At 55.1% G+C, this 21,388-nt stretch carries 19 protein-coding genes and 1 pseudogene; 12 read left to right on the forward strand and 8 right to left on the reverse strand.

The genetic code is table 11. From position 1 onward, the window contains the following. The first annotated feature begins 52 nt into the window (after nucleotides 1-52). The 6 genes from R0I78_RS10135 to fbaA all read left to right on the forward strand — a co-directional run bounded on the left by R0I78_RS10135 (nucleotide 53) and on the right by fbaA (nucleotide 7,681). A complete protein-coding gene (locus R0I78_RS10135; protein WP_317075231.1) occupies nucleotides 53-2,230 on the forward strand; it encodes a malate synthase G in 2,178 nt (725 codons plus the stop codon). A 314-nt stretch (nucleotides 2,231-2,544) separates the two neighbouring features. After that, complete coding sequence (locus R0I78_RS10140; protein ID WP_317075232.1) at nucleotides 2,545-3,906, forward strand: MFS transporter; 1,362 nt, start codon at nucleotides 2,545-2,547, stop codon at nucleotides 3,904-3,906. Between the two features lie 20 nt (nucleotides 3,907-3,926). After that, nucleotides 3,927-4,175 (forward strand): hypothetical protein, encoded by a 249-nt coding sequence (locus tag R0I78_RS10145; protein ID WP_156816457.1) that lies wholly within the window; start codon nucleotides 3,927-3,929, stop codon nucleotides 4,173-4,175. 148 nt (nucleotides 4,176-4,323) lie between these two features. Next, entirely contained in the window at nucleotides 4,324-5,337 is a 1,014-nt protein-coding gene (epd, locus tag R0I78_RS10150) for an erythrose-4-phosphate dehydrogenase (protein ID WP_019934234.1), read from the forward strand. A 40-nt stretch (nucleotides 5,338-5,377) separates the two neighbouring features. Then, nucleotides 5,378-6,541: a phosphoglycerate kinase gene (locus R0I78_RS10155; protein WP_317075233.1), complete on the forward strand. Its 1,164-nt coding sequence runs from the start codon at nucleotides 5,378-5,380 to the stop codon at nucleotides 6,539-6,541. Between the two features lie 60 nt (nucleotides 6,542-6,601). Beyond that, nucleotides 6,602-7,681: a class II fructose-bisphosphate aldolase gene (fbaA, locus tag R0I78_RS10160; protein ID WP_019934232.1), complete on the forward strand. Its 1,080-nt coding sequence runs from the start codon at nucleotides 6,602-6,604 to the stop codon at nucleotides 7,679-7,681. Nucleotides 7,682-7,806: 125 nt separating this feature from the next. On the opposite strand, the gene arcA is transcribed toward fbaA, so the two are convergent. Beyond that, entirely contained in the window at nucleotides 7,807-8,523 is a 717-nt protein-coding gene (arcA, locus tag R0I78_RS10165; protein ID WP_019934231.1) for a two-component system response regulator ArcA, read from the reverse strand. 404 nt (nucleotides 8,524-8,927) lie between these two features. Here arcA and R0I78_RS10170 point away from each other — a divergent pair, with 404 nt between their 5' ends. Then, a complete protein-coding gene (locus R0I78_RS10170) occupies nucleotides 8,928-9,419 on the forward strand; it encodes a putative 4-hydroxy-4-methyl-2-oxoglutarate aldolase (RefSeq protein WP_317075234.1) in 492 nt (163 codons plus the stop codon). Nucleotides 9,420-9,447: 28 nt separating this feature from the next. Here the strand turns inward: R0I78_RS10170 and aceK are convergent, their stop codons facing one another. From aceK to map, 7 genes and pseudogenes are all read right to left on the reverse strand, one after another. Then, nucleotides 9,448-11,163 carry a bifunctional isocitrate dehydrogenase kinase/phosphatase gene (gene aceK / locus R0I78_RS10175; RefSeq protein WP_317075235.1) on the reverse strand — a complete coding sequence of 572 codons (1,716 nt, stop codon included), beginning with the start codon at nucleotides 11,161-11,163 and terminating at the stop codon, nucleotides 9,448-9,450. A 367-nt stretch (nucleotides 11,164-11,530) separates the two neighbouring features. After that, nucleotides 11,531-12,901, reverse strand: a complete 1,371-nt coding sequence (gene purB / locus R0I78_RS10180; protein ID WP_317075236.1) for an adenylosuccinate lyase — start codon at nucleotides 12,899-12,901, stop codon at nucleotides 11,531-11,533. 36 nt (nucleotides 12,902-12,937) lie between these two features. Then, a complete protein-coding gene (gene hflD / locus R0I78_RS10185) occupies nucleotides 12,938-13,561 on the reverse strand; it encodes a high frequency lysogenization protein HflD (RefSeq protein WP_317075237.1) in 624 nt (207 codons plus the stop codon). Beyond that, nucleotides 13,558-14,664 carry a tRNA 2-thiouridine(34) synthase MnmA gene (mnmA, locus tag R0I78_RS10190; protein WP_317075238.1) on the reverse strand — a complete coding sequence of 369 codons (1,107 nt, stop codon included), beginning with the start codon at nucleotides 14,662-14,664 and terminating at the stop codon, nucleotides 13,558-13,560. Before mnmA ends, hflD begins: the two co-directional genes overlap by 4 nt. Nucleotides 14,665-14,802: 138 nt before the next feature. Then, a complete protein-coding gene (locus R0I78_RS10195; protein ID WP_317075239.1) occupies nucleotides 14,803-15,249 on the reverse strand; it encodes an NUDIX hydrolase in 447 nt (148 codons plus the stop codon). An 8-nt stretch (nucleotides 15,250-15,257) separates the two neighbouring features. Then, nucleotides 15,258-15,851 (reverse strand): annotated as a pseudogene (locus R0I78_RS10200) (pseudouridine synthase); the annotation flags it as partial. Between the two features lie 341 nt (nucleotides 15,852-16,192). Next, nucleotides 16,193-16,978, reverse strand: a complete 786-nt coding sequence (gene map, locus R0I78_RS10205; RefSeq protein ID WP_317075240.1) for a type I methionyl aminopeptidase — start codon at nucleotides 16,976-16,978, stop codon at nucleotides 16,193-16,195. Between the two features lie 283 nt (nucleotides 16,979-17,261). Here map and rpsB point away from each other — a divergent pair, with 283 nt between their 5' ends. From rpsB to uppS, 5 genes are all read left to right on the forward strand, one after another. Next, a complete protein-coding gene (gene rpsB / locus R0I78_RS10210; protein WP_019934222.1) occupies nucleotides 17,262-17,987 on the forward strand; it encodes a 30S ribosomal protein S2 in 726 nt (241 codons plus the stop codon). A gap of 103 nt (nucleotides 17,988-18,090) precedes the next feature. After that, nucleotides 18,091-18,969 (forward strand): translation elongation factor Ts, encoded by an 879-nt coding sequence (gene tsf, locus R0I78_RS10215; RefSeq protein ID WP_019934221.1) that lies wholly within the window; start codon nucleotides 18,091-18,093, stop codon nucleotides 18,967-18,969. Nucleotides 18,970-19,041: 72 nt separating this feature from the next. Then, complete coding sequence (gene pyrH / locus R0I78_RS10220; protein WP_014293058.1) at nucleotides 19,042-19,773, forward strand: UMP kinase; 732 nt, start codon at nucleotides 19,042-19,044, stop codon at nucleotides 19,771-19,773. Nucleotides 19,774-19,902: 129 nt separating this feature from the next. Further along, nucleotides 19,903-20,460 carry a ribosome recycling factor gene (frr, locus tag R0I78_RS10225; protein ID WP_317075241.1) on the forward strand — a complete coding sequence of 186 codons (558 nt, stop codon included), beginning with the start codon at nucleotides 19,903-19,905 and terminating at the stop codon, nucleotides 20,458-20,460. Between the two features lie 72 nt (nucleotides 20,461-20,532). Beyond that, a complete protein-coding gene (gene uppS / locus R0I78_RS10230; protein WP_317075242.1) occupies nucleotides 20,533-21,297 on the forward strand; it encodes a polyprenyl diphosphate synthase in 765 nt (254 codons plus the stop codon). Nucleotides 21,298-21,388: the final 91 nt, after the last annotated feature.

Below are 21,388 nucleotides of genomic sequence, written 5' to 3' on the forward strand. Positions count from 1 at the left end.
AGGGTTAGTGATCGGTCGAACACTACTGACAACTAGAATAGAAGAAGCAACTATGACGGAACGTACTCACCTCGGCACTTTGCAAGTCGCTACCGTTCTACATGATCTGGTAGTTAATGAAATCATTCCCGGTACCGGCGTTGAGCCCGCCGCGTTCTGGAGTGGCATGGAACAGATTGTTAACGATCTGGCCCCTAAAAACCGCGCTCTGCTGGAAAAGCGCGATGCACTGCAGAAGCAGATTGACGAATGGCATCATGCCAATGCTGGCAAGCCCCACGATGCCGCGGCCTACAAACAATTCCTGACCGACATCGGCTATCTGGTGCCGGAGGTGGAAGACTACAAAATTACCACCACCAACGTAGATGCTGAACTGGCGACACTTGCCGGCCCGCAGCTGGTGGTTCCGGTCAATAATGCCCGTTATTGCCTGAACGCCGCCAACGCCCGTTGGGGCAGCCTGTATGATGCTCTGTATGGCAGCGATGCCATTGCCGAGACGGATGGCGCTGAAAAAACCAAGTCACTGAACCCGCGTCGTGCCGAGAAGGTAATCGCCTGGGGTCGTAATCTGCTGGATCAGGCCGCTCCCCTGGCTGCCGGCAGCCATGCCGATGCCACTGCTTATGCCGTTGTTAATGGTCAGCTGCAGATCACGCTGGAAAACGGTGATACCACTACTCTGGCTGATGCCGACAAGTTCGCCGGTTATAAGGGTGACACTGCTGCACCTGCTTCGGTACTGCTGCGTAACAACGGTCTGCACATTGAGCTGCAGTTCGATGCTGCCAACCCGGTTGCCAAACTCGACAAGGCCGGCATCAAGGATCTGATCGTTGAAGCGGCCCTGTCCACCATCATGGACTGCGAAGATTCCGTAGCGGCGGTGGATGCCGAAGACAAAGTCGGCGTATACCGCAACTGGCTGGGCCTGATGAAAGGCACCCTGACCCAGAAAATTCAGAAGGGCGATAAAGAAATCATTCGTGCCCTGAATCCGGATCGCGAATATCTGAATCCGCAGGGTGAAGCCTTTACTCTGCACGGCCGCAGCCTGCTGTTTGTCCGCAACGTGGGTCACCTGATGACCAACGAAGCCGTTCTGGACAAAGACGGTAACGAAGTTCCGGAAGGCATCATCGACGGTCTGGTAACCTGTCTGATCGCCATTCACGACCTCAAGGGCAACGGCCAGTTCCGTAACTCCCGTACCGGCAGTGTATATATAGTTAAGCCCAAGATGCATGGTCCTGAAGAAGTGGCCTTTGCTGTTGAACTGTTCGGCCGCATCGAAAAAGTACTGGGTCTGGCGGAGAACACGCTGAAAGTCGGTATCATGGATGAAGAGCGCCGTACCAGCGCCAACCTGAAGTCTGCTATTTATGAAGCCCGTGACCGTGTTGTATTTATCAACACCGGCTTCCTGGATCGTACCGGCGATGAAATCCACACCAGCATGGAAGCCGGCCCGGTTGTCCGTAAAGGCAACATGAAGCAGCAGGCCTGGATCCAGTCTTACGAGAACAACAACGTCGATGTGGGTCTGGCGGCTGGCTTGCAGGGCAAGGCTCAGATTGGTAAAGGCATGTGGGCCATCCCCGACAATATGGCCGATATGCTGGAGCAGAAAATTGCTCACCCGCTGTCTGGTGCCAACACTGCCTGGGTACCGTCTCCGACTGCTGCCGTATTGCACGCCACTCACTACCATCAGGTGAACGTGAAGTCCCGTCAGGATGAGCTGAAGTCTCGCGAAGCGGCCAGCCTGGACGATCTGCTGACCATTCCGCTGCTGACTCAGGCCGATAAAGACGCCCTGACTGCAGACGAGATCCAGAATGAGCTGGACAACAACGCTCAGGGTATTCTGGGTTACGTGGTTCGCTGGATCGACCAGGGTGTGGGCTGCTCCAAGGTGCCCGACATCAACAACGTGGGCCTGATGGAAGACCGCGCTACCCTGCGTATTTCTGCTCAGCACATTGCCAACTGGCTGCGCCACGGCATTCTGACTGAAGAGCAGGTCATGGAGTCCATGAAGCGCATGGCCGCCATCGTAGACGAGCAGAACGCCGGTGATCCTTTGTATCGCAATATGGCTCCCGGCTTTGACGGCATTGCCTTCCAGGCAGCCTGTGCTCTGGTGTTCGAGGGTACCACTCAGCCCAGTGGTTACACTGAACCGCTGCTGCACGCCTACCGTCGCAAGCTGAAAGCTCAGGGTTAAGCCCGGCTTTTGCTTAACGAAAAACCCCCGGCCTCAGGCCGGGGGTTTTTGTTTGTAGGCGGTGTCGCCTGTATGTGCAGAAAAAGTCGGCCAAACGGCCGGCTTCCCGACACGTTTCGAGTACCTCCCTGTAGCGTCCGGCCAATACCATCCTGGTCGTGAACCTGCTCCTTTTGCCCTCCTTTCAGCATTCATTCCGGTGAAGAGACAAGAACAGTGATCTGTCGCGGGTTTTGAATGAATGAGGCTTGTTCAGCTCCGCGGCTTGCTGCCAATCTGAGCAATATTCATTTTTTATTCAGAGTGTTGCCATCATGATAAGACGTCTGGTTATCTCGCTGTCGTCGCTTATTTTCAGTGTATTTCTGCTGATGGGGGGGAATACCTTTGTGATGACCCTGCTGGGCGTTAACCTGGGGCTCAGGCAGGTGGAGCCGACGTTTATCGGCAGCATTATGGTGTGCTATTCGGTGGGCTTTGTGCTGGGTTCACTGTATGGCCCCAGAATGATCAAGCGGGTAGGGCATATTCGTGCCTTTGCGGTGTTCAGTGCTGTGTTGGCCAGCTCTACTCTGATTTTTCCGCTTACCGACAGCATTATTATCTGGGCGCTGCTGCGTGCGCTGAGCGGCATTGCCGTGGCCGGCAGTTTTGTGGTGATTGAAAGCTGGTTCAGTGCCGTGGCTACCAGTGATAACCGGGCTACCCTGTTTTTCGCTTACCAAATTTGTGCTTACATGGCGGCCACCGCCGGTCAGCTGCTGATTGGCTTTATCGATCCCGCCGCCTTTGTGCCTTTTACGCTCGGGGCTATTTTGCTGACCGCCGCTCTGGTGCCACTGTCACTGACGCGCATGGAAGCACCTACGGTAGAGCACAGTGAGCGTATCAGTTTGAAGGCCATAGTGCGCAGTGCGCCGGTAGGCCTGCTGGCGGCCCTGTGCAGTGGTGTGCTGATCAGCAGTTTTTATGCCATGGCACCGGTTTATGCCATTCAGGTTGGGCTGCCGGTGGATCAGTTGTCTTATTTTATGGCTGCGTCCATTTTTACTTTTATTCTGTTTGCCTGGCCTTTGGGGCGCTTGTGTGACCGGCTGGATCGCGGCCGCATCATGCTGGCCATCAATCTGGTGATAGCCCTGAGTGCGGCCGGCGTGATTATTGCCGGTGGTTATCATCTGGGCATTCTGATTGGTTTCTCAGCTCTCTATATGGGGATGGTGGCTTCCATCTACCCGGTGGCGGTGGCCATTACCAATGACCGTATGGAAGCTGAGCATATTGTGGCTGCCAGCACCACCCTGCTGCTGAGTTATGGGCTTGGCAGCTCCCTGGGGCCGCTGTTCAGCTCCGCCATGATGAGCTGGCTCGGCCCTCAGGGGCTTTATATCGGTTGTGCCGGTGTGGCGCTGTTGCTGGGTACTTACACCTGGTGGTGGCAGCGGCGTACTCCTGAATTACCGGTGGAAGAGCAAGCGGCTTATATTGCTACGCCGGTAGACACTGCCGGGGTGATCACCGAGCTGGATCCCCGGAACGAAGAATTTGTGGACTTGCCCATGGAGGAGGTGTTTCCGGATCTGGAAGAGGAAGCCATTGCCGAGGCCAGTGCCGGTCAGATGGAGCTAGAGCTGACTGTACCTGAGGCCGAAAAAGCGGAGCAGATACCGGCCTGATGCGCACGGGTTGGCCTTTCATGCAGAAATGGGGTAGTGTCATTAAACCGTCACTGACCGGCGGTATTCTGAGTCTGGTTTCAATCAGCGAGGACAAGTCCATGGATAGTGTGCCGCTTATGAAGGCTGTCTCGACCCCGCCCGCCTGTATTTGGTCGGCGGATGACTGTTACCCTGCCAGAGTGCTGCACTGGTTGCAGCAACAAGCCGGACAGGCAGAGGTTATTCCGATTGTTACCGAGCCTGAGCCTGATCTGGAAGTTGTGTGAATTTTGTTCCCCCGGCCAGCCACTGGCCGGGGTTTTTCCTTTTTCGGGCCTGTATCACTGCCTTCACCATTCCCCTTGCTTTCAATCCTCGTTAGACTTGGCATTGTTTTAAATACTGAGCCTTGAGCCAAGCAGGAAGCAAACAGCCATGATTCGACTCGCCATTAATGGTTACGGCCGTATCGGCCGCAGTGTGTTGCGCGCTTTTTATGAGCGTGGACTTGATCAACACATGAAAATTGTGGCCATTAACGAGCTGGCTGAACCTGAAGCCATGGCGCATCTTACCCGTTATGACTCCAGCCATGGTCGTTTTGGTCAGGAAGTAACGCTGGATGGTCACCATCTGCGTATTGGTGACGATCTTATTCGCTTGTGTCACGAGCCAGAAGCAAACAAGTTGCCCTGGAGCGAGCTTGGCGTAGATCTGGTGCTCGATTGCACCGGTGTGCTGTCAAGCCGTGCTGATGCCGGCCTGCACATGGCCGCGGGAGCGGGGCGGGTGTTGTTTTCCCACCCGGCCGACAGCGATGTGGATGCCACCATAGTGTATGGGGTTAACCATCAGCAGCTGACCGGTGATGAAACCATTGTTTCCAACGCGTCATGCACTACCAACTGCGTGGTACCGGTGATCGAGACCCTGCATCGAGTATTTACCATCAAGTGTGGCAATATCACCACCATTCATTCCGCCATGAACGATCAGCAGGTGATTGACGCTTATCACAGCGATCTGCGCCGGACCCGTGCAGCGAGTCAGTCCATTATTCCGGTAGATACCAAGCTGGCTAAAGGGGTTGAGCGCATTTTGCCACATTTTGCCGGCAAGTTTGAGGCTATCTCCGTGCGTGTTCCTACCATTAACGTGACCGCCATGGATCTGAGTATTATTGTGGAAAAGCATGCGTCAGTAGCAGAGGTGAACCGGGTACTGAAAGACGCCGCCGCCGGACCACTGCGAGGTATTCTTGATTACACCGAAGCGCCGCTGGTGTCGGTAGACTTTAATCACGATCCCCATTCTTCCATTATTGACGGCACCCAGACGCGGGTCAGTGATGCCAACCTGATTAAAATGCTGATGTGGTGTGATAACGAATGGGGCTTTGCCAACCGCATGCTGGACACCAGTCTGGCCTGGCTGGCCGCGGGAAAATAAATCCATAACACAACCGTACTGCCAATTTAGAGGACGTAATATGTCTGTCATCAAAATGAATGAACTCAGCCTGTCCGGCAAGCGGGTACTGATCCGTGCTGACCTGAACGTGCCGGTAAAAAACGGCAAAGTCGGCTCAGATGCCCGTATTCTCGCTTCTCTGCCCACGATTGAAGCAGCCCTGGCCAAGGGCGCCAAGGTGATGGTGACGTCGCATCTGGGACGCCCCACTGAAGGTGAGTTTGCCGACGAGTTCTCTCTGCAACCGGTGGTGGACTACCTGGCTGGCAAACTGTCTGTGCCGGTGCGGCTGGCCAGTGATTACCTGAATGGCCTCGATATTGCTGAGGGCGAGCTGGTGGTACTGGAAAATGTGCGCTTTAACAAAGGCGAGAAAAAAGACGATGAGACCCTGGCGCGCCAGTATGCTGCGCTCTGTGATGTCTTTGTGATGGATGCGTTTGGAACAGCACATCGTGCCCAGGCTTCTACTCATGGTGTTGCCAAATACGCCCCCGTGGCCTGTGCCGGTCCGCTGCTGTCTGCCGAGCTGGAGGCCCTGGCCAAGGCCATGGATAAGCCCGCCCGGCCCATGGTGGCCATAGTAGGCGGCTCCAAGGTATCTACCAAACTGACCGTACTGGAGTCATTGTCCAAGGTGGCCGATCAGCTGGTAGTGGGAGGCGGTATTGCCAATACCTTTATTGCGGCGGCCGGCCATGATGTGGGTAAATCACTCTATGAGCCCGACTTGCTCGATACCGCCAGAAAGCTGGCAGCCGAATGTGCCATTCCTCTGGCCACTGATGTTGTGGTGGGCACCGAGTTTTCCGAGCAGGCCGATGCTGCTGTCAAGCCGGTTAACGAAGTGGAAGCCGACGATATGATTTTTGATCTTGGCCCCGACTCTGCCGACGCCCTGGCCAGGATCCTGAAAGAAGCCAAAACCATTCTGTGGAACGGCCCGGTGGGTGTGTTTGAGTTTGATCAGTTTGCTCACGGCACCGAAGTCGTGGCCAACGCCATTGCCGAGAGCGATGCCTTTTCCATTGCCGGTGGCGGCGATACTCTGGCGGCCATCGACAAGTTTGGGATCAAGGACAAGGTATCTTACATTTCCACCGGTGGCGGTGCTTTTCTTGAGTTTGTAGAAGGCAAGACTCTGCCGGCGGTGGCTGTTCTGGAGCAACGTGCTCAGAGCTAACTCTTATTTACTACTGCGGCTGGTTACTCCGGCCGTAAGCAAGCTTACAGGAGCAAGATAATGTCTCAGAAGATTTCCGATGTGGTCAAGCCGGGTGTAGTCAGCGGCGATGACATGCAGAAGATTTTTGAAATCGCCAAGGCCGGTAAATTTGCCCTGCCGGCGGTTAACGTTGTGGGTACCGACTCGGTTAACGCTGTCATTGAAGCTGCAGCCAAGGTTCAATCACCGGTGATTGTGCAGTTCTCCAATGGCGGTGCCGCCTACTTCGCCGGTAAGGGGCTTAAGATGGAAGGCCATCAGGCTGCCATTCTGGGTGCCATTTCCGGTGCCCGTCATGTGCATGCGGTCGCTGAAGCCTATGGTGTGCCGGTGATACTGCACACTGACCACGCCGCCAAAAAACTGCTGCCCTGGATTGACGGCCTGCTTGACGCCGGCGAAAAACACTTTGCCGAAACCGGCAAGCCGCTGTTCAGCTCTCATATGATTGATCTCTCTGAAGAGAGCCTGGAAGAAAATATCGAGATCTGTGCTCAGTATCTGGCGCGTATGAGCAAGATTGGCATGACCCTGGAAATTGAGCTGGGCTGCACCGGTGGTGAAGAAGACGGCGTTGATAATACCGGCATGGACAGCTCTTTGCTGTACACCCAGCCGGAAGACGTGGCTTATGCCTATGAGAAGCTGAGTGCCATCAGTGACAAGTTCACCATTGCCGCGTCTTTTGGCAACGTGCACGGTGTGTACAAGCCCGGTAACGTCAAGCTGACCCCGAAAATTCTGGATAACTCCCAGAAGTTCGTCTCGGAAAAGTTTGGCCTGGCACCCAAGTCTCTGAACTTCGTGTTCCATGGCGGCTCCGGCTCTTCTGCGGAAGAGATTAAGGAATCCATCGAGTACGGTGTGATCAAGATGAACATCGACACCGATACTCAGTGGGCCACCTGGGCCGGCGTGATGAATTACTACAAGGAAAAGGAAGCCTATTTGCAGGGGCAGATAGGCAATCCGGACGGCGACGACAAGCCCAACAAAAAGTATTACGACCCCCGTGTCTGGCTGCGTGAAGGTCAGCTCAGCATGATCGCCCGCCTTGAGCAGGCGTTCCGTGAGCTGAATGCCGTTAACGTGCTGTAAGGCTTTATCTGCAAAAAATACCGGCCATCTGGCCGGTATTTTTTTCGGTGTGTGGGCTGGCTTTTCATATTCCGGCCCTGAGCCGGAATTCAGAATGCCGGATCAAGACCCGGCATGACGGGCGTTTACCCTTCCAGCTCGCCGCAGAAGCGGTAGCCTTCGCCGTGAATAGTGGCGATGATTTCAGGAGTGTCGGGCACCGACTCAAAATGCTTGCGAATGCGGCGAATGGTGACGTCCACGGTGCGATCGTGAGGCTTGAGCTCACGGCCGGTCATTTTCTTCAGCAGCTCGGCACGGCTCTGGATCTGGCCCGGATGCTCACAGAAATGCACCATGGCACGAAATTCACTGCGCGGCAGCTTGAACACTTCACCGTTGGGGCTGAGTAATGCACGGCTGTTGATGTCCAGAGTCCAGCCGTTGAAGCGATAGGCTTCTACCTGCTTGTCATCTTCCTGAGCATCGGGAGCCTGCATGGTACGACCCAGCAGATTACGGGCACGAATGGTCAGCTCGCGAGGGTTAAAGGGCTTGGTAATGTAGTCGTCGGCGCCGATTTCAAGGCCCAGGATCTTGTCGACTTCGTTATCACGACCAGTGAGGAACATCAGCGCCAGATTGTGTTGCTCGCGAAGCTCACGGGCCAGCAGCAGACCGTTCTTGCCGGGCAGGTTGATGTCCATAATGACCAGGTTCACCTTATGGCTGGACAGGGCTTTGTACATCTCTTCGCCATCGGTGGCTTCCAGTACAGCGTAGCCTTCTGCCTCAAAAATGCCTTTAAGGGTATTGCGGGTGACCAGTTCGTCTTCAACGATAAGAATGTGTGGAGTCTGCATGAGCTTACCTGTTCTCTGAATGTAAAAATACTGTCATCGGCACTGTGATAGCAGCGAAGGCTGAGTTGTCCGTTTTTTGTGTAACAAACTTACGATATCAAGCGAAAACGGCCCGCCTGGACCACAGTGCAGTTATTATTTTTTATATGCATCCCATGCAGTTGCTGCGTCATACCCAACAGATTAGAAAACGGGAAGAACAGAGGTCCTTTTAATAGTTTGATGTTATTTTAACAGTTAACAGGGGCATAACAACAGTTTGCGGCGGATATTGTTAAATTGTTTTATGGCCTGGTTTGATCCAGGTCAAGCATCAATTTAACAAAACTGCTGTTTTTTTAGCGAACTGTTACACTCTGCAGCCCGGGGCTCAGGTCTGAGCCTGTATTGATAACGGAGGACACATGCTCGATTTGTTGCCGGATCTGTGTGATGAACATGCAGATAAAGTAAAAGTGTTGGATCCCATCTTCCGCGATTTTGGTGCCAGTCCGCTGTTCTGGGGGCAGGCGGTCACGGTACGTTGCTATGAAGACAACTCCCGGGTCAGGGAGCTGGTTGCTCAGCCCGGTACCGGTAAGGTATTGGTCGTGGACGGTGGCGGCCTGCTGCGTTGCGCGTTGATGGGCGATATGCTGGCTGAAAAAGCGCTGGAAAATGGCTGGGAAGGCATTGTTATTCATGGTGCCATTCGCGATGCCGGCACGCTTGGGGGACTTTCTCTGGGGATCAAGGCGCTGGCGGCCTGCCCTGTCCGCTCCGAGAAGCGCGGCGAAGGCGTGGTAGACGTGCCGGTCACTTTTGCAGGTGTCACCATTCAGCCGGGTGACTACGTTTACTCCGATCTTAACGGTGTTCTGATTTCCCGCGAACCCCTGAGCCATCCACAGCTTTGATGTTTGTGTGAGGAGTGAGGAGATCACCTCACTCCTCACCATCCTTATATTTAAACCGCTGCCGCCGGCGGTAAGGAAATATATCTGCTACTCGTCCCTGCTCAATGTTGCGTTGCAACTGTCGCCAGTACTGTGCGCTGAATAACTCCATATGCTGTTCGTTAAAGGCAGCACGAATACGGGGGTTATAGAGCAGAAAGGTTTTAAACTCCTCCGGGAATACATCACTGGGTCCTACCGAGTACCAGGGCTCAGGACTGAGCTGATCCTGAAGATGGTCGGTTCTGGGAATGTCGCGAAAATGACATTCTGTCATATAGGCGATTTCATCATAGTCATAGAAAATTACCCGGCCATGACGGGTAACACCAAAGTTCTTGAACAGCATGTCACCGGGAAAGATATTGGCCGCCGCCAGCTGCTTGAGTGCATTGGCGTATTCTTCAAGCGCATCACTCAGTTGCTCTCCTTCTGCCTGATCCAGATAGAGGTTAAGAGGCGTCATGCGCCGCTCGGTATACAGATGATGAATGATTAACCGGTCATCTTTAATGGTTAATAACGAAGGGACCTCCCTTTGCAGCTCATCAAGCAGCTCGGGGCTGATGCGGTTAAGGGGCAATTCAAAGTTGGTAAACTCCATGGTGTCAGCCATTCGGCCCACTCTGTCATGCTGTTTTACCAGCCGGTATTTTGCCTTGACAGTATCACGATCTACGGTTTTGGGCGGAGTAAAGTGGTCTTTAATGACCTTGAACACCACATCATAGGAGGGCAGGGTAAACACGCACATCACCATGCCCTTAATGCCTTTGGCCAGCATAAATTGGTCCCGTGAATGTTGCAGGTGCTGCAAAAAGTCCCGGTAAAAAATGGTTTTGCCATGTTTCTGCCAGCCGATGGCATTGTAGATTTCATAGTCCGACTTGTTGGGCAGCAGAGGGCGCAGAAATTGCACCAGCAATGAGGGCTGCGGGCACCACACCATAAAATAAGCCCGGGCAAAGCCAAACAGAATGGATGCATCATCGTGGCTGAGCAGCAGCGCATCCAGTATCAGACCGCCATGGCCATGTATCAGCGGAATAATAAAAGGTGAAGGGCCTTCGGGGCGTTCCAGCCGGCCAATCAGATAAGCCCCTTTGTTGCGATAGAACAGGGAGTTAATCACTGTCAGCTCAAGAGGGGTTTCTGCCAGCCCTTGTTCGGCCAGCCTTTGTTCAGCCTGGGCCAGGCCCTGTTCGAGTTGAACAAAAGGAATATCCAGCTTCAGCCGTGTCAGCAAAGACCCCAGAGTGTGCGTGAGCTGACCCGGGGCTATGCTGTAACGCCAGGTGCATGATGAGAGATCCTGCTCGCCGGGGTGAGGTGCAAAAGGGTGAATATAAAGGTTTTCGGCACGAATGCTGCGATGGCGGGTAGAACGCCGGTATACCGAATTGTAAAAAGATTCGGCCATATCGGCATTGGGGTGAGTGATCAGCAAATCGTTAAAGGCCTGCTTGAGCGCTTTCAGTTCCTGATGGCGCAGTGGTCCCCGGTTATAGTCGAGCACGGCACGTACTGTGTTATTGACGTATTCATCATACAACCAGATGCGTCGTCGTGACGCCAGCTGCACACCGCTCCAGTCCTGGGTTTCAAAACGGCTTCTGGCACCTTGAGTGATCACCAGAAAATAGCGGTGAAAGGCGTCAAATCCGCGCATAACAATATGCGCCATTTCTCCCGTGCGGCTGTTCATCAGGCTTTGGCTCCCGTCGTGGCTGACTGACGGGCATGGTAATGAAATGAAATGAAAAAAAGCGAAGGGGAAGTGCGGTTTTTGTGGGTTGCCGCACGGGCGGGGGAGTTGGGAGAGCAAATCTGTGAAGTGGGGCGAAGCAGGGGGGGCACCCTTGTATGTTGTAGGCCCGGTTTTAACCGGGCCTTTGCGTGTTATACCAATCGGATTAAACATTTACTCATTCTGTATCTGAGCGGTAGGTGCCGCTTCAGCAGGCGCAATCCTGCAGACTACTGTGTCTTCCAGGCCTGTTGCACAGGCCCTGCCGACTAAAGTGGCAGCTACAACAGGGTCGAACCAGAGCACTTGCTTAATTTAATTGGTATTACTTCAGCTCGTCAGTCAGTTTAACCGCGCGGCCGATGTAGTTGGCGGGGGTCAGTTGCTTGAGCTCGTCTTTCACCGACTCGGGCAGTTCCAGCGTGTCGATAAAGGCGCGCATGCCGGCACCATCTACCCGCTTGCCCCGGGTCAGCTCTTTCAGCTTCTCGTAGGGCTTTTCAATACCGTAGCGGCGCATCACGGTTTGTACCGGCTCGGCCAGTACTTCCCAGTTCTGATCCAGATCGGCGGCCAGCGCGTCCGGGTTGGCTTCCAGCTTGCTGATGCCCTTCAGAGTGGCTTGATAAGCGATCAGCGAGTAGCCCACGGCCACACCCAGGTTGCGCAGTACCGTGCTGTCGGTCAGGTCGCGCTGCCAGCGGGACACCGGCAGCTTGGCGGCCAGGTGGTTGAAGATGGCATTGGCCAGCCCCAGGTTGCCCTCGGAGTTTTCAAAATCGATGGGGTTCACCTTGTGCGGCATGGTGCTGGAGCCGATTTCGCCGGCCACGGTTTTCTGCTTGAAGTAACCCACAGAGATATAACCCCATACGTCCCGGTCAAAGTCGAGCAGTATGGTGTTGAAACGGGCCACCGCATCAAACAGCTCGGCAATGTAGTCGTGGGGTTCAATCTGGGTGGTGTAGGGGTTCCAGGTCAGGCCCAGACCGGTGACGTATTGCTCGGAAAAGGCGTGCCAGTCCACTTCCGGATAGGCGGAGATATGCGCGTTATAGTTGCCCACGGCACCGTTGATCTTGGCCAGCAGTTCAATGCCCTTGATCTGCTTGAGCTGACGCTCCAGGCGGTAGGCCACGTTGGCCATTTCCTTGCCCAGGGTAGTGGGCGAGGCGGGCTGACCATGAGTACGGCTCAGCATGGGCAGGTCACGATACTGAGCGGCGAGGCGCTTCACTTCATCCACCAGCTGCTGGCAATAAGGCACCACCACATCATCGCGGCCGGCTCTCAGCATCAGGGCATGGGCGTTGTTGTTGATGTCTTCACTGGTGCAGGCAAAGTGAATAAACTCGCTCACTGCAGCCAGCTCGGGCAGGGTTTCTACTTTTTCCTTCAGGAAGTATTCCACGGCTTTTACGTCGTGGTTGGTGGTGCGCTCAATGTCCTTGATGCGCTGACCGTCAGCTTCATTGAAGTTGGCTACTATGGCGTCGAGCAGGGCGTTGGCTTCATCAGAGAAGGCGGGCACTTCGGCAATGGCCGGCTCGGCGGCCAGCGCCTGCAGCCAGCGCACTTCCACTTCCACGCGAAAACGCAACAGACCAAACTCGGAAAAAATAGCGCGCAGCGCCTCGGTTTTGCTGCCGTAACGGCCATCGACCGGGGAAATGGCCGTTAATGCTGACAATTCCATCAACTGAAACTCCTGAAGGTTGGGGGGTAATAAAGATTAATAACGCAATGCCGCCTGGGCCTGAGCCACCAGCCGCTTGCGGGAAAACAGAATATGCCGGCGCTTGCCGCCCAGTTGCCGCCACAGCACGGCACTGCGAATGCCCGCCAGCAGCAGGGCACGAATTTGGTGCTGTACCATGGGCTGTTGCAGGTGGCTTGGGTTGCCCGCCACCTGAATACGGGGGCCTATGGGGCTGACAATATCACTGTAAATGCCGGCCAGGTTGGCCAGCACCTGCTCGTCGAGCAACTCAAAGTGATGCAGCTGGCGCTTGACCTGGCTGATGCGCTCACCCAGCATCGACATCAGATCCCGCCGCTTGGCCAGTTTGCGCTCCAGTGCTACCACACCCACCAGATAGCGGGTGAGCTCGGCATCTTTTTTGTTGCTGTCGCCGTTCAGCTGTTCAATCAGGGTCTGATAACCAAGGCGCAGGTTTTCATGGCCGCCATAAATATCGGCCGACTGCTCGGCGTCGGTCACCATAATGCTGTTCAGGGTGGTGGCCAGCACATCCTTATCGTCAATTCTGCCCTCACGGGCCACCTGTTGCACCAGACGGGCGGCCTGACAGATGCCGGCAAAGGCCAGGGTTTGATTTTCCAGACTATGACTCACGCTTGATCCTTGTTGAATCGGGTTTCAATAATGCCGCCCCCCAGGCACACCTCGCCGCTGTAGAACACCGCCGACTGACCCGGGGTGACCGCGGCCTGAGGCTCATCAAAGGTCACGCGAATGGTGTCGGCGTCTACCGGCGTAATGGTGCAGGGAATGTCGGTCTGGCGGTAACGGGTTTTTACCGTGCAGCGCAGGGGGGCGGTAAGGGGCTGACGATCCACCCAGTGCAGCTGACGGGCAATCAGTCCGTCGGAATAGAGCCGTGGATGATCTCCCTGAGCCACCACCAGCACATTGCGCTCCACTTCCTTGTCCACTACGTACCAGGGCTCATCACCGGCGTTTTTCAGACCGCCGATGCCAAGGCCCTTGCGCTGGCCAAGGGTGTGATACATCAGGCCCTGATGCTGGCCAATCACCTCGCCGTTTACGGTTTCAATATTGCCCGGCTGAGCGGGCAGGTAGCGGGCCAGAAAGTCGGTAAACTTGCGCTCGCCGATAAAGCAGATGCCGGTGGAGTCTTTTTTCTTGGCGGTAACCAGCTCCAGCTGCTCGGCAATGCGGCGCACCTCGGGCTTTTCCAGCTCGCCCACCGGAAACAGGCTTTTGGCTACCTGCTGAGAACTCAGAGTGTAAAGGAAGTAACTCTGATCCTTGTTGCCGTCAATGCCGCGCAGCAGTCTGGGCTCATCGTCAAAGCTGCGGCGCACATAGTGACCGGTGGCAATGTAATCGGCCCCCAGATCCTCGGCGGCAAATTCCAGAAACGCCTTGAACTTGATTTCTTTATTGCAAAGGATATCCGGGTTAGGCGTGCGGCCGGCCTTGTATTCCGCCAGAAAGTGCTCGAACACATTGTCCCAGTATTCGGCGGCAAAGTTGATGGTGTGCAGTTCAATGCCGAGCTTGTCACACACCGCCTGAGCATCGCGCAGATCTTCTGCCGCAGAGCAGTATTCGTCGGTGTCGTCTTCTTCCCAGTTTTTCATGAACAGGCCTTCCACCTGATAGCCCTGCTGTTGCAGCAGATAGGCTGAAACGGAAGAATCCACACCGCCGGACATGCCGACAATCACTTTAACCTGACTGTTATCGCTCATAACGCCCATTACCCGATTGCAAAACGGGCGCTATTTTACCAGACAAATGCCGTGAGGGGGAGGGAGCTTTCTTTGAGGGAGCAGGGAATAGGGACTGGGGAATGGTGGATAGGGAGTCGACTCCCTAATCCCCAGTCCCTAGTCCCAGCCTTTAAGCGCCGAGATTGGAAACCGCTCGCCCGCCAGGTAATCCCGCAGAGAGGCGAGGATCAGCGGGCTGCGCAGTTGTTTGCCGAGGGCTTCAATTTCAGCCAGCGTCAGCCAGTGGCAGCGAATAATGTCGCCGTCGGGGTCCTGCGGGTTTGTTGGCAGTGGCTCGGCCACTTCGGTGCAGAAGGTAAAACGCACAAAGTGCTTGCCGTTGTCCGGTGCCGTGTACTGGTATACGCCCACCGCCTCTTCAAGGGGCAACTCCAGGCCGGTTTCTTCCCGTAGTTCACGTTTGGCGCCATCGAGCAGGTTTTCGCCGGCTTCGAGGTGGCCGGCGGGCTGGTTGAACATCACTTGGCCCTGCTGCCACTCTTCCACCATTAAAAACCGTTCACCGGCGCGCACTATTACCGCCAGGGTTACCGCATGACTCATCAAACTTTTCTCCATTGCCCGGGTTGCAGGCTGTCCAGGGTCCAGTTGCCCACGGCGTAGCGTATCAGCCGCAGGGTAGGAAAACCGATATGGGCGGTCATGCGCCGCACCTGGCGGTTGCGTCCCTCGGTGATCTTGATTTCCAGCCAGGTGGTGGGAATGTGCTGGCGCTCGCGAATGGGCGGGTTGCGCGGCCAGACCGCCGGCTCGTCCATGCGCCTGACTTGTGCCGGCAGGGTGGGGCCGTCCTTCAGCGTAACGCCCTGGCGCAGTTTATCGAGATCGGCTTCGCTGGGGTCACCTTCCACCTGTACCCAATAGGTTTTGGCGGTCTTGCGTCCGGGCTGGGTCAGGCGGGCATTGAGCGCGCCGTCGTTGGTCAGCACCAGCAGGCCCTCGCTGTCGCGATCCAGCCGGCCGGCGGCATACACACCGGGTACGTCCACGTAATCGGCCAGGGTCTCGCGACCGTTGCCGTCGGTAAACTGGCACAGCACCATGTAGGGCTTGTTCAGCAATAAAGTCACCGGCGGGCCCGACGGCTGTTTCGGTGCCGGCTTGCGGGGGCGGCGGGCAGGGAGGCGTATAGACTTGGGTTTCATGGGAGTGATTCAGGGAATAGGGAATGGGGAGCAGGGAGTTGGAAAATGTTGGCTGTTATTCCAACAAGCGACACCAATATTTCACGAAGCAGCAGCGGGGATTGCCGTAGCCGACCGTCAAATGTCATGGCCGAAAAGTTGCTCCTGCATTTTCGGCATTTCCGCCATCCTTGGCGGGCAGATGCATTTGCCGAGCGTCCATGGGGCGAGCTTACTCGCCGTGACGAATCAGTAAAGCCTGACCGAACATCCAGTGAATGTTCGCAGCAGGCTTTACTGGTGAGTGGCATCCACCGAAGCGTGTCGGCGGAGCGCAACCGCGCTGCTGCTTCGCATCGCGGTTAAGCGGTTATGATCCGCTCCAGGTTATCGTCTTTGCGCAGGGTCAGCACTTCACATCCGGTGTCGGTCACCAGAATGGTGTGCTCATACTGGGCCGACAGGCTGCGGTCCTTGGTCACCACTGTCCAGCCGTCGGCCAGCATCTTGCTGTGGCGTTTGCCCACGTTAATCATGGGCTCAATGGTCAGGCACATGCCCGCCCTCAGCACTTCACCGGTACCGGCCTTGCCATAGTGCAGCACCTGAGGCTCTTCATGAAACTCGGCACCAATGCCGTGGCCGCAGTATTCCCGCACTACCGAATAGTTATGGGCCTCGGCATGCTTCTGAATGGCGGCACCGATGTCACCCAGGTGTACCCCGTCCTTCACCATTTTAATGCCGATCTCCATGCACTCCTGAGTGACCCGGCACAGACGCTCGGCCATGATGCTGGGCTTGCCCACGGTAAACATTTTGGAGGTATCACCGTGATAGCCGTCTTTGATCACAGTAATGTCGATATTCAGAATATCACCGTCTTTCAGCTTTTTGTCTGAGGGAATACCGTGGCAGATCACATGATTTACCGAGGTGCAGATGGATTTGGGAAAGCCATGATAGTTCAGTGGTGCCGGAATGGCCTGTTGCTCATTCACAATATAATCGTGACAGATTTGATTGAGTTCGTCGGTGGTGACGCCGGGCTTGATGTAAGGCTCGATCATTTCCAGCACTTCCGCGGCCAGGCGGCCGGCCACGCGCATTTTTTCTATTTCTTCCGGGGTTTTTATGACTATGCTCATATTCGTCTCTGTTACTGGCGGCGTTAGGCGGGCGTACCCGTGAAAGGGCCAAAAGTGTACCCTTGCCGGCGGCTAACTTCCAGCACCGAAATCAGCGCTCATGCTGGTGCGGAGCATGCAATTGTGGTATAAAGCGCGCCGTGATGCAGGTTTGATCAAAATCAGCATTGCAACCACATTCACTTTTTTAACACACACACACATCGGCACATGCTCCAGGGTGCCTTCGGGTCGGAGTCATGGGATGTGTGGAGGCCTAACCCAATACATATTTGAGGAAATCATGGCACAAGTATCAATGCGCGACATGCTGAAAGCCGGCGTTCACTTCGGTCACCAGACCCGTTTCTGGAACCCCAAGATGAAGCCTTACATTTTCGGCGCCAGCAACCGGGTTCACATCATCAACCTGGAAAAAACCGTTCCCCTGTTCAACGATGCGCTGAACTACCTGGGTAACGTGGCCTCCAAGAAAGGTAAAATCCTGTTTGTTGGTACCAAGCGCGCAGCTTCTGAAGCCGTTAAAGAAGCCGCTACCAACTGCGATCAGTTCTATGTGAACCATCGCTGGCTGGGCGGTATGCTGACCAACTGGAAAACCGTGCGTCAGTCCATCAACCGCCTGAAAGACCTGGAAGCGCAGGCTCAGGACGGTACTTTTGAAAAGCTGACCAAGAAAGAGGCGCTGATGCGTACTCGTGAAATGGAAAAGCTTGAGAAGTCCCTGGGTGGTATCAAGGACATGGGCGGTCTGCCCGACGTACTGTTCGTTATCGACGCCGATCACGAGCACATCGCTATCAAGGAAGCCAATAACCTGGGCATCCCTGTGGTTTCTGTTGTAGACACCAACTCCAACCCGGACAGCGTTGACTACATCATTCCCGGTAACGATGACGCCATCCGCGCCGTTCAGCTGTATCTGAACGCTGCTGCCGACGCCGTTAACGCTGCCCGCGCGCAAGATCTGGCCGTACAAGCCGAAGACAACTACGTCGTAGAAGAATAATAAAGACTGAGCATTTGCTCACGCCTTTATTAACCATACGCAAGTGATAGGTTAACAGGGGCCATGTGCCCCTGTTTTCTTAACAAGACCGAGGACATTACGAATGGCAAACATTACCGCCGCCCTGGTAAAAGAACTCCGCGAGCGCACTGGCGCCGGCATGATGGATTGTAAAAAAGCCCTGATCGAAGCCAATGGTGATATCGAGCAGGCCATTGAAGACATGCGTAAATCCGGCCAGGCCAAAGCCGCCAAAAAAGCCGGCCGCATTGCTGCCGAAGGTATCATTCTGGCCCGTCAGGCCGGCAATGTAGCCGTACTGGTAGAAATGAACAGCGAAACCGACTTTGTTGCCAAAGATGCCAGCTTCCTGGCTCTGGGTGATCAGATTGTTGAGCTGGCCCTGGCCAACAAGATTGGCGACGTAGACACTCTGAAAGCCGCCACTCTGGCCAACGGCGAAACCGTTGAAACCGCCCTGACCAACCTGATCGCCAAGATCGGTGAGAACATGAGCCTGCGCCGTGTTGCTCTGGTAGAAGGCGACAATGTAGTGACTTATCTGCACGGCACCCGCATCGGCGTTATCGCCAACCTGCAGGGTGGCGACGAAGAGCTGGCCAAAGACGTGGCCATGCACGTGGCTGCTTCCAGCCCGCAGTTCGTCAAGCCCGAAGACGTTTCTGAAGAAGTGGTTGCCAAAGAGCGCGAAATTCAGGTTGAAATCGCTGTTAACTCCGGCAAGCCGAAAGAAATTGCCGAGAAAATGGTTGAAGGCCGCATGAAGAAATTCACCGGTGAGATCTCTCTGACCGGCCAGCCTTTTGTTAAGGATCCGTCTGTTTCTGTTGGCGACCTGCTCAAGCAGAAAGGTGCCGACGCTCAGGGCTTTATCCGCTTTGAAGTGGGTGAAGGCATCGAGCGTAAAGAAGAAGACTTCGCTGCCGAAGTTCAGGCTCAGATCGCCGCTTCCAAGGGTTAATTCCCTGCTTTTTTAATGCTATTCAGACCGCGACATTCCGTCGCGGTCTTTCTATGACCAGGAATAGAAAGCATGAGTACCAATCCGAAACCCGCATACAGACGCATTCTTCTCAAGCTCAGCGGCGAAGCCCTGCAGGGTGAAGAAGGCTTTGGCATTGATCCTGCCGTACTGGAGCGTATGGCTCAGGAAATCAAGGAACTGGTTGAGCTGGGTGTTCAGGTCGGCCTGGTGATTGGCGGCGGTAACCTGTTCCGTGGTGCGGGCCTGGCCAAAGCGGGCATGAACCGCGTGGTGGGCGACCACATGGGTATGTTGGCCACCGTGATGAATGGTCTGGCCATGCGCGATGCTTTGCACCGTGCTTATGTGAATGCCCGTCTGATGTCTGCCATTACCCTTGAAGGCGTGTGCGACAGCTACAACTGGGCCGATGCCATCAGTCTGCTGCGCAAGGGCCGGGTAGTGATCTTCTCTGCCGGCACCGGCAACCCCTTCTTTACCACCGACTCTGCCGCTTGCCTGCGCGGTATTGAAATTGAAGCCGATGTGGTGCTCAAGGCCACCAAGGTAGACGGTGTGTTCAGTGAGGATCCGGTCAAAAATCCCGATGCCGAGCTGTACCATCATCTGGGTTATGATGATGTGCTCGACCGTGAGCTTAAGGTCATGGACCTGGCTGCCTTTACGCTGGCACGGGACCATAACCTGCCTATTCGTGTATTTAACATGAATAAGCCGGGCGCGCTGCGTCGTGCTGTTATGGGTGAAACCGAAGGCACTCTGATCAGTAACAAGCTTTGATATTTTGTAAGGAGTAAGGGGAGAAGAGTGAGGAATAAAACACGAACCCGACAGCCATTGCTGGTGGGTTTGCGTCTTTCGCTTCACGCCTGACCCCTCACCCCTCACTCACAAAAAAGGATAACGACCGTGATAAACGACATTAAAACCGACGCCAAGACCCGCATGGAAAAAAGCGTCGAAGCGCTGAAATCCCAGATGAACAAGGTGCGCACCGGTCGTGCTCACCCCAGCCTGCTCGACACCATTTATGTGGATTACTACGGTGCTTCCACGCCGTTGAATCAGCTGGCCAACATCACTACCGAAGATTCCCGCACTCTGGCAGTGACCGTGTTTGACCGCTCCATGATTCAGGCTGTTGAGAAGGCCATCATGATGTCTGATCTGGGCCTGAACCCGTCCAGCGCCGGTGCCATGATCCGCATTCCGCTGCCGCCGCTGACCGAAGAGCGCCGCAAGGATCTGATCAAGGTAGTGCGCAATGAAGCCGAACAGGGCCGTGTGGCTATTCGCAATATTCGTCGCGATGCCAATAACAGCCTTAAAGCGTTGCTGAAAGACAAGGAAATCTCTGAAGACGACGAGCGTCGTGGTCAGGATGATGTTCAGAAAATCACCGATACTTTTATCAAGCAGGTAGACGATGCACTGGCTGCCAAAGAGAAAGAGTTAATGGAAATCTGATAGTTACATCAGGTATAGTAGCCGACGCCGCGTAGCTGCCTGCGCGGCGTTTGTTTTTGTGCAGGAGTGATTATGCCAGCTACGGCAGCACCGAATAATGACGCGCGTTTACCTCGCCATGTGGCCATTATTATGGACGGCAACGGCCGCTGGGCCGAGCAAAGAGGCAAGTTCAGAGTGTCCGGTCATAAGGCCGGCGTCAAGTCGGTGCGGGCAGCGGTCACTTTCGGCTATAAACTTGGCCTTGATGCCCTGACCCTGTTCGCCTTTTCCAGTGAAAACTGGCGCCGGCCGGAAGAGGAAGTCAGCGCTTTAATGAGCCTGTTTATTGCCGTGCTGGGCTCGGAAGTACGCAAGCTGCATCACAATAATATTCGGCTGCGCATTATCGGCGATCGCAGCGCCTTTGCTCCTCACCTGCAGCGCAAAATTGACGATGCAGAGCGTCTTACCGCCAACAATACCGGTCTTACTCTTAATATTGCTGCCAATTATGGTGGCCGCTGGGATATTACTCAGGCGGCCCGCCTGCTTGCAGAGCAGGTAGCGGGTGGCGAGCTGAAGGCGGAAGACATTACCGAGGAGCAGCTGGATAAGCATATACAGATGGCAGAGCTTGCTCCTGTCGATCTGTTGATCCGTACCGGTGGTGAGCAGCGTATCAGCAACTTTTTGCTGTGGCAGCTGGCCTATGCCGAGTTTTACTTCACTCCTGTGTTGTGGCCGGACTTTGGGGAAGATTCCTTCAGCGAGGCCATTGCTGCTTTTGTTAGTCGGGAGCGGCGTTTTGGCTGTACCGGTGCTCAGATCAGGGAGTTGCTGGCACAAAAGGCCTGAGCGCAGGTCCGGCCTCAGCGGATCAGCCTGACCGGCAGCCACAATAAAAGAGGCCGACAGAACTAACACTGAGCGGATAACAAATAAGAAC

Source organism: Oceanimonas sp. CAM02 (assembly GCF_032842915.1).
Taxonomy (GTDB): Bacteria; Pseudomonadota; Gammaproteobacteria; order Enterobacterales; family Aeromonadaceae; genus Oceanimonas; species Oceanimonas smirnovii.

Bases quoted from the DNA above. Each gene is read 5' to 3' on its own strand.
- R0I78_RS10135 (WP_317075231.1), top strand. From the start codon at position 53: ATGACGGAACGTACTCACCTCGGCACTTTGCAAGTCGCTACCGTTCTA.
- R0I78_RS10140 (WP_317075232.1), top strand. From the start codon at position 2,545: ATGATAAGACGTCTGGTTATCTCGCTGTCGTCGCTTATTTTCAGTGTA.
- R0I78_RS10145 (WP_156816457.1), top strand. From the start codon at position 3,927: ATGCAGAAATGGGGTAGTGTCATTAAACCGTCACTGACCGGCGGTATT.
- epd (WP_019934234.1), top strand. From the start codon at position 4,324: ATGATTCGACTCGCCATTAATGGTTACGGCCGTATCGGCCGCAGTGTG.
- R0I78_RS10155 (WP_317075233.1), top strand. From the start codon at position 5,378: ATGTCTGTCATCAAAATGAATGAACTCAGCCTGTCCGGCAAGCGGGTA.
- fbaA (WP_019934232.1), top strand. From the start codon at position 6,602: ATGTCTCAGAAGATTTCCGATGTGGTCAAGCCGGGTGTAGTCAGCGGC.
- arcA (WP_019934231.1), bottom strand. From the start codon at position 8,523: ATGCAGACTCCACACATTCTTATCGTTGAAGACGAACTGGTCACCCGC.
- R0I78_RS10170 (WP_317075234.1), top strand. From the start codon at position 8,928: ATGCTCGATTTGTTGCCGGATCTGTGTGATGAACATGCAGATAAAGTA.
- aceK (WP_317075235.1), bottom strand. From the start codon at position 11,163: ATGAACAGCCGCACGGGAGAAATGGCGCATATTGTTATGCGCGGATTT.
- purB (WP_317075236.1), bottom strand. From the start codon at position 12,901: ATGGAATTGTCAGCATTAACGGCCATTTCCCCGGTCGATGGCCGTTAC.
- mnmA (WP_317075238.1), bottom strand. From the start codon at position 14,664: ATGAGCGATAACAGTCAGGTTAAAGTGATTGTCGGCATGTCCGGCGGT.
- R0I78_RS10195 (WP_317075239.1), bottom strand. From the start codon at position 15,249: ATGAGTCATGCGGTAACCCTGGCGGTAATAGTGCGCGCCGGTGAACGG.
- map (WP_317075240.1), bottom strand. From the start codon at position 16,978: ATGAGCATAGTCATAAAAACCCCGGAAGAAATAGAAAAAATGCGCGTG.
- rpsB (WP_019934222.1), top strand. From the start codon at position 17,262: ATGGCACAAGTATCAATGCGCGACATGCTGAAAGCCGGCGTTCACTTC.
- tsf (WP_019934221.1), top strand. From the start codon at position 18,091: ATGGCAAACATTACCGCCGCCCTGGTAAAAGAACTCCGCGAGCGCACT.
- pyrH (WP_014293058.1), top strand. From the start codon at position 19,042: ATGAGTACCAATCCGAAACCCGCATACAGACGCATTCTTCTCAAGCTC.
- uppS (WP_317075242.1), top strand. From the start codon at position 20,533: ATGCCAGCTACGGCAGCACCGAATAATGACGCGCGTTTACCTCGCCAT.